At 68.3% G+C, this 12,765-nt stretch carries 12 protein-coding genes; 7 read left to right on the forward strand and 5 right to left on the reverse strand.

Annotated features, from left to right (window positions below):
• Positions 1 to 11 precede the first annotated feature (11 nt).
• Entirely contained in the window at positions 12 to 686 is a 675-nt protein-coding gene (locus EV644_RS08270) for a response regulator (protein ID WP_132187766.1), read from the reverse strand.
• A complete protein-coding gene (locus EV644_RS08275) occupies positions 683 to 2,077 on the reverse strand; it encodes a sensor histidine kinase (protein ID WP_132187765.1) in 1,395 nt (464 codons plus the stop codon). Before EV644_RS08275 ends, EV644_RS08270 begins: the two co-directional genes overlap by 4 nt.
• Before the next feature lie 60 nt (positions 2,078 to 2,137).
• Between EV644_RS08275 and lipA the strand changes: the two genes are divergently transcribed.
• From lipA to EV644_RS08295, 3 genes are all read left to right on the forward strand, one after another.
• A complete protein-coding gene (lipA, locus tag EV644_RS08280) occupies positions 2,138 to 3,100 on the forward strand; it encodes a lipoyl synthase (protein WP_132187764.1) in 963 nt (320 codons plus the stop codon).
• Positions 3,101 to 3,133: 33 nt separating this feature from the next.
• Complete coding sequence (locus EV644_RS08285) at positions 3,134 to 3,829, forward strand: DUF4191 domain-containing protein (RefSeq protein WP_132187763.1); 696 nt, start codon at positions 3,134 to 3,136, stop codon at positions 3,827 to 3,829.
• Between the two features lie 289 nt (positions 3,830 to 4,118).
• Entirely contained in the window at positions 4,119 to 5,393 is a 1,275-nt protein-coding gene (locus tag EV644_RS08295; protein ID WP_132187762.1) for an SAM-dependent methyltransferase, read from the forward strand.
• Between the two features lie 82 nt (positions 5,394 to 5,475).
• On the opposite strand, the gene EV644_RS08300 is transcribed toward EV644_RS08295, so the two are convergent.
• Positions 5,476 to 5,943 (reverse strand): RDD family protein, encoded by a 468-nt coding sequence (locus EV644_RS08300; protein WP_132187761.1) that lies wholly within the window; start codon positions 5,941 to 5,943, stop codon positions 5,476 to 5,478.
• 168 nt (positions 5,944 to 6,111) lie between these two features.
• Here EV644_RS08300 and glnA point away from each other — a divergent pair, with 168 nt between their 5' ends.
• Together glnA and EV644_RS08310 are read left to right on the forward strand one after the other, a co-directional pair.
• Positions 6,112 to 7,536, forward strand: coding sequence for a type I glutamate--ammonia ligase (gene glnA, locus EV644_RS08305; protein WP_132187760.1), 1,425 nt, complete (start codon positions 6,112 to 6,114; stop codon positions 7,534 to 7,536).
• Between the two features lie 187 nt (positions 7,537 to 7,723).
• Positions 7,724 to 8,788 (forward strand): LLM class flavin-dependent oxidoreductase, encoded by a 1,065-nt coding sequence (locus tag EV644_RS08310; RefSeq protein ID WP_132187759.1) that lies wholly within the window; start codon positions 7,724 to 7,726, stop codon positions 8,786 to 8,788.
• Positions 8,789 to 8,862: 74 nt separating this feature from the next.
• On the opposite strand, the gene EV644_RS08315 is transcribed toward EV644_RS08310, so the two are convergent.
• Positions 8,863 to 9,834 carry an aldo/keto reductase gene (locus EV644_RS08315; RefSeq protein WP_241997944.1) on the reverse strand — a complete coding sequence of 324 codons (972 nt, stop codon included), beginning with the start codon at positions 9,832 to 9,834 and terminating at the stop codon, positions 8,863 to 8,865.
• A 291-nt stretch (positions 9,835 to 10,125) separates the two neighbouring features.
• Positions 10,126 to 11,031, reverse strand: a complete 906-nt coding sequence (locus tag EV644_RS08320) for a glycoside hydrolase family protein (protein WP_132187758.1) — start codon at positions 11,029 to 11,031, stop codon at positions 10,126 to 10,128.
• 66 nt (positions 11,032 to 11,097) lie between these two features.
• On the opposite strand from EV644_RS08320, the gene EV644_RS08325 reads away from it, so the two are divergent.
• Complete coding sequence (locus EV644_RS08325; RefSeq protein WP_199239688.1) at positions 11,098 to 11,406, forward strand: nucleoside triphosphate pyrophosphohydrolase family protein; 309 nt, start codon at positions 11,098 to 11,100, stop codon at positions 11,404 to 11,406.
• 147 nt (positions 11,407 to 11,553) lie between these two features.
• Positions 11,554 to 12,741: a TIGR02679 family protein gene (locus EV644_RS08330; protein WP_132188319.1), complete on the forward strand. Its 1,188-nt coding sequence runs from the start codon at positions 11,554 to 11,556 to the stop codon at positions 12,739 to 12,741.
• Positions 12,742 to 12,765: the final 24 nt, after the last annotated feature.

Consider the following 12,765-nt stretch of genomic DNA (forward strand, 5'->3'; position numbering starts at 1 on the left):
GGAGGCGCCGCTCAGTGTTCGTCGCCTGGTACAACGAGGCCGCATTCGTAGGCGAAGACGACTGCTTGGACGCGATCGCGGAGGCTTAGTTTGAGGAGGACGCGGGAGACGTGGGTCTTGACGGTGGCCTCGCCGACGAAGAGCTGGGCGGCGATCTCGGTGTTGGTCAGGCCGCGGGCGATCAGGCCGAGGACCTCGCGTTCGCGCTCGGTCAGGTCGGCGACCAGGTCCGGGCGGTAGACGCGTTCACCGCCGCCGGTGAACCGCTTGATCACCCGTCGGGTCACCTCGGGGGCCAGCAAGGCGTGGCCGGAGTGGACCACCTGGATCGCCTCGACCAGGTCCTCGGGTGCGGTGTTCTTCAGCAGGAAGCCGCTGGCCCCGGCACCGAGTGACTCGAACAGGTAGTCGTCCCGGTCGAAGGTGGTCAGGATCACCACCCTGCCCGCATCGGCGGAGACGATCCGCTGGGTCGCGGCGATCCCGTCCAGCCCGGGCATCTGCACATCCATCAGGACCACGTCCGGGCGGAGCTCGGTCGCCAGCTCGACCGCCTTCTCGCCGTCGGCGGCCTCCCCGACCACCTGGATGTCGGGCTCCACCGACAGGATCATCCGGAACCCCGCCCGGACCAGATCCTGGTCGTCCACCAGCAGCACGCGCATCGGCGTACCGGCCTCGCTCATTGCTGTGCTCCTTCGACGGCGGAACTGTCTACCCCGGAATCCTCGGGGGTCTGCGGTTCACCGGTGGACGGCGAGGAAGGCTGCAGCGGGAGCCGGGCACGGACGCGGAAGCCGCCGACCGGACGAGGCCCGATCTCGCTCTCGCCGCCGAGCAGGCCGACCCTCTCACGGATGCCGACGTGGCCGAGCCGGCTGCCGACCGGTGCGTGCTTCGGGCGGCCGTCGTCGATCACCTCGACCTCGACCGCGGTGTCACCGAGATAACGCAGCGTGACGTGGGCGGAGCGCGCGGTCGAGTGCCGCCGTACGTTCGTCAGGGCCTCCTGCACGATCCGGTAGACCGACACCGAGATCGTCTCCGGCAGAGTGACCGGCTGCCCGATCTGGTGGAAACCGACCGACAGGCCCTCCCCGCCGGCCGTGGCGACCAGAGCGGGCAGCCGGTCCGCACCCGCCTGCGGAGCCTTCAATGCCGGTATTCCGATCTCCTCGTCGAGGTCCGGGTCAGCCGCGCGGAGCATGCCGAGGAGCTGCCGCATCTCATTGACCGCGGTCCGGCTGGAGTTCTCGATCACGCTCAGCGCGTTCTTGGCCGCTTCCGGGTCGGAGGCCATCACCCGCCGGGCTCCCCCGGCCTGGATGCCGATGCTGCTGATGTGGTGCGCGACCACGTCGTGCAGCTCGCGGGAGATCCGCAGCCGCTCGTCGATCACCGCGCGCCGGGCGTTCTCCTGCTGCTGGGCGGACAGCTCCATCGCCTGCTGCTCGAGCTCGTGCCGCTGCCGGGCCACGCCCCACGCGGTCCGGCCCCAGAAGTAGGCGCCGAAGAAGTAGAGGGCGTTGAGCGCGAAGTTCAGCAGCACGAACGACACGTACGGCGAGAGCATGCCCTGGTCGGCACCCTTGATCGCGTCGGTCTGCAGGGCTTCCACGAACCCGTGGAACAGCCAGACGAACATGCCGACGAAGACGACCACCATCGTCACCTTCATCCGGCGGCGGTCCTTCGCCCACGCGGCCGCGGAGTACAGGGCCATGAACTGCGAGATCTGCGTCACCAGGTTGCCGGCGAAGGCGAACGGCACCCGCTCACCGGACGTGAAGAACAGCACCGACACGACCAGCAGCACGGTCAGCGGATACCGGCGGCGGAAGCACAGCGGCAGCGCGACGGCCGCGCTCAGCACGTACGCCTCGATGCCTCCGGCCCCCATCTCCACCGGACCGGGTGAGGTGCCCTTGGCCAGCTCTGTGCCGAAGACGCCGGCCGCGGCCATCCCGAGGCCGAGGAGGATGTCCCGGCGCTGCTCGCCGCGGGTCGGCCCCGGGCGGAGCCACTCGGTGTTCGGCGTACCGGTCGCCGGCGGCGTCCCGGGCTGGGAGGCGGACATGGTTGACCAGCCTACGGGTGGGCGGCCGGGTCACCCGGCGCGCCGCGTACTCTGGTGGGCGTGACGATCGTTCCAGAAGGACGGAAACTGCTCAGACTCGAAGTGCGCAACGCGGAGACCCCGATCGAGCGCAAACCCGAGTGGATCAAGACGCGCGCCAGGATGGGCCCGGAGTACCAGAAGCTTCAAGCGCTGGTGAAGTCCGAGGAGCTCCACACGGTGTGCCAGGAGGCCGGCTGCCCGAACATCTTCGAGTGTTGGGAAGACCGCGAGGCCACCTTCTTGATCGGTGGGGACCAGTGCACCAGGCGGTGCGACTTCTGCCAGATCGACACCGGCAAGCCGCTCGCCCTCGACCGTGACGAGCCCCGGCGGGTCGCCGAGTCCGTCACCAAGATGGGCCTGCGCTACGCGACCGTCACCGGCGTCGCCCGCGACGACCTGGAGGACGGCGGCGCCTGGCTGTACGCCGAGACCATCCGCCAGATCCACGCGCAGAACCCGGGCACCGGCGTCGAGATGCTCGCCCCCGACTTCAACGCGGTCCCCGAGCAGCTGGCCGAGGTGTTTTCGTCCCGCCCCGAGGTGTTCGCGCACAACGTCGAGACGGTGCCGCGGATCTTCCGCCGGATCCGCCCCGGCTTCCGCTACGAGCGTTCGCTGGACGTCATCACCCAGGCCCGCGACTACGGCCTGGTCACCAAGTCGAACCTGATCCTCGGCATGGGCGAGACCCGCGACGAGGTCAGCCAGGCGCTGCGCGACCTGCACGGAGCGGGCTGCGAGATCATCACGATCACCCAGTACCTGCGTCCGTCCGTGCGGCACCACCCGGTCGAGCGCTGGGTGCGCCCCGAGGAGTTCGTCGAGATGAAGGAGGAGGCCGAGCAGATCGGCTTCGCCGGAGTCATGTCCGGACCGCTGGTGCGTTCGTCGTACCGGGCCGGTCGGCTGTACCGTCAGGCTGTGGAGTCCCGGATGACGTCGGCGGCTTCCACGGCACAGACCACCCAGACCGCCTGACCGACTGAACCGCCTGACGAAGACAAGGTAGAGATGGCCAAGAACGACGCGCCCGCCGAGAAGACGAGCCGGCTGAAGCAGATCCGGTCGGCGTACCAGCTGACCAAGAAGTCCGACCCGCGGATCGGTCTGGTGCTCGCCGGGATCTTCCTCGGCGTCGTCGTCGTGTTCGTGGCCCTCGGCGTGTTCGTCGGGCCGCTGCTGGTCTGGATCCCGCTGGGCGTCGCGCTCGGCTTCCTGGCCGCGACCATCATCTTCGGCCGCCGGGTGGAGAAGGCGGCGTACAGCCAGATCGAGGGCCAGGCCGGCGCCGCGGCCTCCGCGCTGCAGACGCTGCGCCGGGGCTGGAACGTGACGCCCGCCGTCGCGGTCACCAAGAACGCCGACATCGTGCACCGCGTGGTCGGCCGCCCGGGCATCGTCCTGGTCGGCGAGGGCCAGCCGAGCCGGGTGAAGAACCTGCTCGCCGCCGAGGGCAAGAAGCACACCCGGGTCGCGGGCGGCGCGCCGGTGATCCAGATCGTCGCCGGCCAGGGCGAGGGCGAGATCGACATCCGCAAGCTGACCAAGCACGTGATGAAGCTCCCGGCCGCCCTGCAGCCGTCCGAGATCACCGACCTGCTGCAGCGGCTGAAGGCGCTCGACGCCGTCCGCCCGCAGGTGCCGATGCCGAAGGGCCCGGTGCCGACCAGCATGAAGGGCGCCCGTCAGGCCATGAAGGGCCGCTGAGCCCTTCGCTGCGCTGCCGTCCGGCCCGCCTCTCGTACTGCGGGTCGGATCGAGCCTGTACCCCGAGTCCCCTTGGGCGGGCGCTCCCAAGGTGTACCAGTTCCCGCCCCAGGGCGCCGCGGCGTACGTCAGCGTGCGCTTCGGCAAGGCTTCGCTGACCTCGGCCACGACCCGGAGTACCGGCGCCCGGCCGGCCGCCGGCTGAAGCTCCCGCTCCTCGTGTCGCGCCCGATAGCCATCCACCGGCCTTAGGGTGCGACCAGGAACGGCTGAAACCAGAGGTAGACAGATGACCGATCTTTACCCCGCGGTGCACGAACCGGCCGTGGAGACGTGGCCCTCGCTGGCGCCACCGCGCTCGAACCCGGTACGCCGGGCCGGGGCGGCCGCCGCGATCCGCTTCATCGCGCGGGATCTGCCTGCCACCATCACGATGGACAACCGGACGTACGGCCGGGGTGGTCCGGGGATGCTCGTGCACCGCACCGGGCCGTTCCTCGACCGGCTCGGGCAGGACGCCGGCTCCGGGTTCGGCGAGGCGTACCTGGCCGGTGACTGGGACCCCGAGCCCGGGACCGACCTGGCGGATCTGCTGATGCCGTTCGCCGAGCGGTTCAGCTCCGACCAGGACCGCCGCCTGCTGCCGAAGTGGGCCCAGTCGCTGCGCTGGCTCGTCACCCGGAGCCTGCCCACCGACCAGGAGAACGACCGCGCCGGCGCCCGCGAGAACGTCAGCCGCCACTACGACCTGAGCAACGCGATGTTCACGGAGTTCCTCGACCCGTCGCTGACGTACTCCGCCGCCTACTTCGACGACGTCACCGCCGACCTGGCGACCGCGTCGTACGACGAACTGTCACAGGCCCAGCTCCGCAAGCTCGACTCGATCCTGGACGCCGCGGGGGTGCGGTCCGGGTCACGCGTGCTCGACATCGGGTGCGGGTGGGCCAGCCTGGCGATCCGCGCGGCTCAGCGGGGCGCGTGGGTGACGGCGATCACCATCGCGTCCCAGCAGGCGCTGCTCGCCCAGCGACGGATCGCTGACGCGGGGGTCAGCGATCGCGTCCAGGTCGCGCTGCGTGACTACCGCGACCAGATCGGCGTGTTCGACGCGGTACTGAGCGTGGAGATGATCGAGGCGGTCGGCGAGAAGTACTGGCCGGTGTACTTCGACGCGATCGAGCGGCGGCTCGCCCCGGGCGGGATCGCCGTCGTCCAGGCGATCGTGATGCCGCACGAGCGGATGCTCGCCACCCGCAACACCTTCAGCTGGGTCCAGAAGTACATCTTCCCGGGCGGCCTCATCCCGTCCGTGAAGGTGATCGAGCAGATCACCGCGGAGCACACCGGCCTGCAGGCCCACGTGATCCGCCACCTCGGCGCCGACTACGCCCGCACCCTCCGCGTCTGGCGCGACCGCTTCATCGACCACTGGCCCCAGATCGCCGACCTCGGCTTCGACCCCACCTTCCGCCGCATGTGGGAGTTCTACCTCGCCTACTCCGAAGCCGGCTTCCGAGCCGGCTACCTGGACGACGTCCAACTCCTCCTGACCAAACGCTAGTACTCCGCCCACGCACCTCCTCCATCTCACCCGCTGGCGTGATCTTCGGCACATGGGCAGCGGCGGCAGGGCGAAGTACAGGTCAGCGGCGGACCACGACGGTGTTGGCGGCTTTGTCGTGGAGGCCTCGGCGGTCTCGGTCGTAGATGACCGCGGGGATGACCAGGCAGATGAGCAGGGCTCGGATCGCGCCGCCGAGGAGGCCTACCTGGGCCGCGTAGCCGGTGCCGCCCTGTTTGGTGGTGGGGATGACGCGGAGGCCTAGCAGGCGGTGGCCGATGGTGGCGCCGCCCAGGCCGGTGAGGATCGCGGTCATCGCGAAGAAGGTGACCAGTTGGGCGGTGCTGAGGTCGTTGCCGCCACCCCAGAGGGGTTTGCTGACGATCGCGGAGGCGATCAGGCCGGCGATCAGCCAGTCGACGAAGAGCGCGACGATGCGTCGCCCCCAGCCGGCCACCGACCGCGGACCGGCCTCGGGCAGGCCCAGGCGATTGCCCGGATATCGGAAATCGTCGGTGGGTCCTGCCCCGGACTGTGCAGATGATGCCATGATGACGAGGCTACCGAGGCGGCCCGGGATCTCACTCCCCTGCCCGCCCACACCAGTGGGTCAGCGCGGACACGCTGGGCGTAACATCCGCGAAACATTGGGGTCACGGCCGAGTAATCGGCAGGGCCTACGTTCAGAACAATCTCTGAGCCACCCCGAGGAGTATGTATGTTTTCCAGCGCTGAGGAGCTGCTCGCCTACGTCAAGGACGAGGGCGTCGCGTTCATCGATGTCCGGTTCTGCGACCTGCCGGGCATCATGCAGCACTTCACCGTCCCGGTGTCGTCATTCGGTCCCGAGGTCTTCGAGGACGGCCTGCAGTTCGACGGTTCGTCGATCCGCGGCTTCCAGCAGATCCACGAGTCGGACATGTCGCTGCTGCCCGACCCGACCACGGCGTACATCGACCCGTTCCGCCGGGACAAGACGCTGATCATCAACTTCTTCGTGCACGACCCGCTGACCGGTGAGGCGTACTCGCGCGACCCGCGCAACATCGCCCGCAAGGCGCAGGAGTACCTGAAGTCGACCGGCATCGCCGACACCGCGTTCTTCGCTCCCGAGGCCGAGTTCTACGTCTTCGACGACGTACGGTTCGAGACGAAGCAGAACGAGGGCTACTACCACATCGACTCCGTCGCCGGCGCCTGGAACACCGGCCGGGTCGAAGAGGGCGGTAACCGCGGCTACAAGGTCCGCTACAAGGGTGGCTACTTCCCCGCGCCCCCGGTCGACCACTTCGCCGACCTGCGCAACGACATCACCAAGCACCTCGAGATCAGCGGCCTGACCGTCGAGCGCGCCCACCACGAGGTCGGCACCGCGGGCCAGGCGGAGATCAACTACCGCTTCGACACGCTGCTGACCGCGGCCGACGACCTGATGAAGTTCAAGTACATCGTCAAGAACACCGCCTGGGAGGCCGGCAAGACCGCGACCTTCATGCCGAAGCCGATCTTCGGCGACAACGGCTCGGGCATGCACTGCCACCAGTCGCTGTGGAGCAACGGCGACCCGCTGTTCTACGACGAGTCCGGCTACGGCGGCCTGTCCGACGTCGCCCGCTGGTACATCGGCGGCATCCTGAAGCACGCCCCGTCGCTGCTGGCCTTCACCAACCCGACGGTGAACTCGTACCACCGCCTGGTGCCGGGCTTCGAGGCGCCGGTCAACCTGGTCTACTCGCAGCGCAACCGTTCGGCCTGCATCCGGATCCCGATCACGGGTTCGAACCCGAAGGCCAAGCGCATCGAGTTCCGCTGCCCCGACCCGTCGTCGAACCCGTACCTGGCCTTCTCGGCGCAGCTGCTGGCCGGCCTGGACGGCATCCGCAACAAGATCGAGCCCGCGGACCCGATCGACAAGGACCTGTACGAGCTGCCCCCGGAGGAGCACGCGTCGGTCAACCAGGTTCCGACCTCGCTGCCGGCCGTGATCGACTCGCTCGAGGCCGACCACGAGTTCCTGCTCGAGGGCGACGTCTTCACGGGCGACCTGATCGAGACCTGGATCGACTTCAAGCGCGAGAACGAGATCGCCCCGATCCAGCTCCGCCCCCACCCCCACGAGTTCGAGCTGTACTACGACGTCTGAGTCTCACCTGTACTACGGAACGGCGGCCGGCACTTCTCAAGTGCCGACCGCCGTTTCGTCTCGTCGGCTGCCGGTAGCCCTGCCAGGGAATGAGACGGGCTAAGTCTAGTAAGTTTGTTTGAATAGACTTCTTCGAGTCGCGACGACGGCTTCCGCTGGCCGTTGTCCTGGGCCGAAGGAGCCACCCATGAGTCTCGAGTTTCTCTGGTACATCCCGAACCAGGTCGCGCCTGGTCATCGTGGCGACGACACCGGACCGGGTCACAACAGCCTGGAGCGTCTGACTGAGCTCGCTCAACTCACGGAGCAGCACGGGTGGGGTGGTGCGTTGCTCGGCACCGGCTGGGGTCGTCCCGACACCCTGACGGTCGCGACCGCGCTCGCGGCCCGTACGAAGACCTTCCAGCCGCTGGTGGCGATCCGGCCCGGGTACTGGCATCCCGCGCACTTCGCGTCGGCGTCGACCACGCTGGACCAGCTCGGCGGCGGCCGCCTGCTCATCAACATCGTCTCGGGGCAGGACAACCTCGCGGCGTACGGGGACAGCGAGGGTGACCAGGCCCAGCGGTACGCGCGGACCAAGGAGTTCCTCCAGCTGGTACGCCGACTCTGGACCGAGGAGGACGTCACCTTCACCGGCGAGTACTTCTCCGTCACGGGGTCGACCGTCGCCACGCGTCCCGTAGTACGGGAGGGGCGGCCGCACCCACGCCTGTACTTCGGTGGCGCGTCCGCCGCCGCGGAACGGGTCTCGGCCACGGAGGCGGACGTGCAGCTCTTCTGGGGCGAGCCGCTCGACGGGATCGCCGAGCGCATCGATCGCCTCAAAGGCCTGCAGTCGCAGCTGGGCCGCGAACACAAGCCGCTCGAGTTCGGCCTGCGGATCACGACCCTGGTCCGCGACACCACCGAGCAGGCCTGGGCCGACGCGGAGGCGAAGGTCGAGAAGATGGCGCACGACGCCGATCACCGCGACCCCCGACGCTTCCGCGCGACCGGCCAGCAGCGACTCCTCGACCTGGCCGAACGCGGCGACGTCCTCGACGACAACCTCTACACCGCTCCCGGCAAGTACGGCGGCGGAGGCGCCGGCACCACCTGGCTCGTCGGCTCCCCCGAGGACGTAGCCAAGTCTCTCCGCAAATACCAGGACCTCGGCATCACCCACTTCATCCTCTCCGACACCCCCTACCGGGAAGAGATCATCCGCACCGGCGACCAACTACTGCCGCTCTTGGCCGAGGAGCGCTGACGGCGGCTCGGCGTACTGCGGGGTGGCTGGCTGAGGTCAGTCTGGGAGAGGTACTGCGGGGTGGCTGGCTGGGGTCAGGACTTGGAGAGGATGGTGGTGATCTGGGTCAGGCTTTCGGGGGTTAGGGGGCCGTGGTCGAGGGCGGCGGCGTTTTCTTCTACCTGGGCTACTGTTTTGAAGCCGGGGATGGGGATGAAGGCGGGGCTTCGGGCCCAGAGCCAGGCTAGGGCGCCTTGGGCGAGGGTGCGGCCGTCGGTGGTGAGGACGTCGCGGATCGCGTCGAGGCGGCGGAGGGACGCGGCCTGGTTGCCGGTGCGGAAGTCCCAGCCGTGCCGTACGTCGTCGGCCGGCAGGGTGCTGTCCTGGTCGAACTTCCCGGTCAGCAGGCCCATCCCCAACGGCCCACGCACGATGCTCGCCAGGCCGCGTTGTTCGCACAGCTCGAGCACGTCGACGTTGCCGCCGAACACGTTGAACGACTGCTGGATCGCCTTGCAGTGCTCGCTTTTCGCGAACAAGGCCGCCCGCTCAGGACTGTCCGTGCTCCACCCGATCGCCCGAACCTTGCCCGCAGCAACGAGTTCCTCGAAGACCGCCAGTACGTCGTCCACCCGGTCGAGGTCGAACCCGCCCAGGTGGAACTGGTACAGGTCGAGGTGGTCCGTCCCGAGCCGCCGGAGGCTCTGCTCACAGGCCCAGCGGATGTACTCCGGGTCGCCGTTCTCGCCCGGCGCCTCGCGGGTCTCCTCGTCGTAGGTGTAGCCCGCCTTGCTCGCGATCACGATCTGGTCCCGCATGTCGCCGAGCGCGGCGGCGATCAGCTTCTCGCTGTGCCCGCACCCGTACACGTCGGCGGTGTCGTAGAACGTCACGCCCAGGTCGAACGCCCGCCGCAACGCCTGTTTCGACTCGTCGTCGTCGATCACACCCCAGCCGACGGGACTCCCCTGCCGGGCATGCGGCCCACCGATCGCCCAGCACCCCATCCCGAGCGCGCTGACGGTCGGGCCGTCGGTTCCGAGCGAGCGGTCCGGTGTCTTCGTCACGTCATCCTCCGAGTCGTCGGCGAAACCTCTTCAGCATCCTCGGCGCACCGCGCGCGAGGGTCCAACAGGGAATCCCACTGAGGTCCACAACTCCCAGGCATGAATGAGTCGGCGGCCGGGGTCGTCCCTGCTCGAGCCGTACTGCGAACTGGCCTACTGCGAACTGGCCGTACTGCGAACTGGTTGGCCGACGCGCGGGCGGATCGCTCGACGGGGCGGTGGTCGGTCGATGGGTGCCCGGGCTTCTGCTGGGGGAAAACGTGGGTGAACTACCCCTAGTGGTCGAGACTTTCAGCGCCCTGCGGCTTTCAGGACCCGCAGGGCGTTGAGGGTCACCATCTCGTTCGGCCCGGAGCGGCCCCAGTCGACGACTTCCTGCGCGCTTGTGCCGCCCGCGGGCTTCCACCACTGCAGGCGAACCTTCCAGCGACCGTCGGGAAGTCGCTGCTGCTCCAACAAATCCAGTGCGTCCATTGCCCGTGGGTCCTTCGCCAGACCGAGCCGCGACAACACCAGGAGCGCCTGCAGGATGTCGTAATGCCAGTACGGCGGGTAGCTCGGTTGCAGCCACCTCTTGTTGATCACCTCGCCGGTAGTGAGGCTTCGGAACACCCGGTGCTCCAGGAACAACTCCCCCGCCCGTACTGCGGCGTCGCGCGCCGCCTGGTCGCCAGTAGCACGCCAGTACTCGTGCAGACCCCAGGCAGCCGAATGAGTCTCGTGGAAGGACGAGCGGTGGGCGCCGGGGTTCTTGTCGCAATTCCAGCCACCGTCCGGCCACTGCCAATCCAGCAGTGCCTGGACGATCTCCTGCGTGCGCGGGTCATCGGCCAGCCCGAGCAACGAGCACGCCGCCACCGCGTTGCCTTCGATGGACCCGTGGCTGCGTGGCAACCCGTTCACCACCGGTACGTCGTACCGGTGCGCCCGGGTGATCATCTCCAGCACCTCGTCAGCCGCAGCCATCGCCCGCGGCTCCCCGGGTGGTACCTCGAGCTCCACCATCGACACGATCCGCCAGTGGGCCCCGGTCCACTTCTTGTAGGGATGTTTCTCCGAAGGCGCATCCAGCAACGCCCGCACCTTGGCGCCTACCAGCACGTCCTCCCCGAACTCCTCCCCCAGCAGGTCCCGCCGAGCCATCCCGCGAACAGCCGGCTCCTCAGACTCCAGCAACCACTCGACTCCACCGTCCATCCCCCGATTCTGCCCACAACCAACGCCCGCGGTCACCCTGTCGGCGGCGGGTGATTGGGTAGCGAGGTGGAGATCGAGGAGCTGTCAGAGCGGATCGCGAAGATTTCAGCGCGGTACGGCGAGTACCTGGGGATAGAGCGCGACGGCGACTGGTTCCTGCTGAAGCTCCAGGAGGAGATGGGTGAGCTGACCCAGGCCTATCTCCAGGTCACCGGCCGAGCCCGCACCAAGGGCCAGACCCCCGAGCAGCTCCGCGACGCCTTCCAGCTGGAGTTCGCCGACGTGTTCTGCCAACTACTGCTCCTGGCCCGCCACTTCGACGTCGACGTACCGACGGAGATCACCCGTAAGTGGCTCTCCCACGAGGTCGCCTGACATCTTCTCAACCGTCGTCCCTCAGGCTGGTTCCCTCGCCCCGGAACGCGCGGATTCGCCGCCTACGGGGGACCGGCGTCATATGCTGACCGAACAGTGGATCCGATCTCCAAGCTTTCGCCGGCGCTGAGCCCGCTCTGGCGATCCGTGCACGCGCGGCTGTCTTCGGGCCGTCCTGTCCGCAGAGTGCAGATCGGACCACTCGATGCTCACCAGCAGGAGGCTCTGGCAGATCTTCTCGGCCTCGCGCGACTCCCGGGCGAGCAGACCATGGTGGACGTGGACAAACTCGACTCCCTGCTGCGAGAGACGCTCGGCGCCGGTCTGACCGAGGTGGTCGTCCAATTGATCGGGCCCATCGGTGATCGGGCCGGCGAACGGAAGCAGCACGACTCGGCGCGCGCTGAACTCTGGTCCTGGCTGAGTTCGGAGCCAGTGGTGCAGGCGCAGCCGGCTTTGACGGAGTGGGTCGCCGCGATCCGGCGTACGGGCCTGATCGAAGGGTCGGTCATGCGAACCCGCGCCGAACTCACCAAGGTTCTCCTCGTACTACGACAGCTGCCGGCGTCCGGAATACCGTTGCCGGTCTTCGCGGAGTCGGTACTCGGAGATCCCCATGCTCTCGATGAGGACCAACGATGTAGTGGCCTCGTCCTCAAAGCACTGGCGGCGATCTACCAAGCCGAGCCGCCGGCCGACGCCCAGAAGCGGCGTACTCTCTGGCAGCAGGCGGGCATCGCCGATGACGAGTTGTCCTCGACCGTGCTCGCCGCGGGCTTCCGGCCGGCTGGGGACGATCCGGTGAGCCGAGTGCTCCGCTACTGCGCCGAGGCAGGGCACGCTGCAGCGCTCACGCTCCAACAGGTCCGGTACGCCGCGGACCTGTTGGACCCGCCGCAGTCAGTCTGGTTGGTCGAGAACCCCAGTGTGCTCGCGATGGCACTGGCTCGATTCGATTCGCGTTGTCCGGCGATGATCTGCACATCCGGTTGGCCCAGCAGCGCCGGGGTCCTGCTGCTGACCACGCTCGCCCGCAAGGGGTCGACTCTCCACTATCACGGCGACTTCGACGGCGAAGGATTGCGGATCGCTGCCAATGTGATGGCCCGTACTGGGGCCGTCCCATGGCGGATGTCCAGCGATGACTACTTGGCAGCTGTCGCTGACGGTCCGCCGGTAGGACGGATCACCCCGGCCCCTTGGGACAAGGACCTGTCGATCCAGCTCGACCGAATCGGCAAGACCCTCTCCGAAGAGAGGGTGGCCACCGGCCTGCTCGACGAGCTGGCCACTCGCTTGGACGGCCGGGCCCTGTGTGATCACGCACAACAGTAATTGTCGGCCCGATCACCTACGGTG

This window comes from Kribbella orskensis, from assembly GCF_004342085.1.
In the GTDB taxonomy this organism is placed as follows: domain Bacteria; phylum Actinomycetota; class Actinomycetes; order Propionibacteriales; family Kribbellaceae; genus Kribbella; species Kribbella orskensis.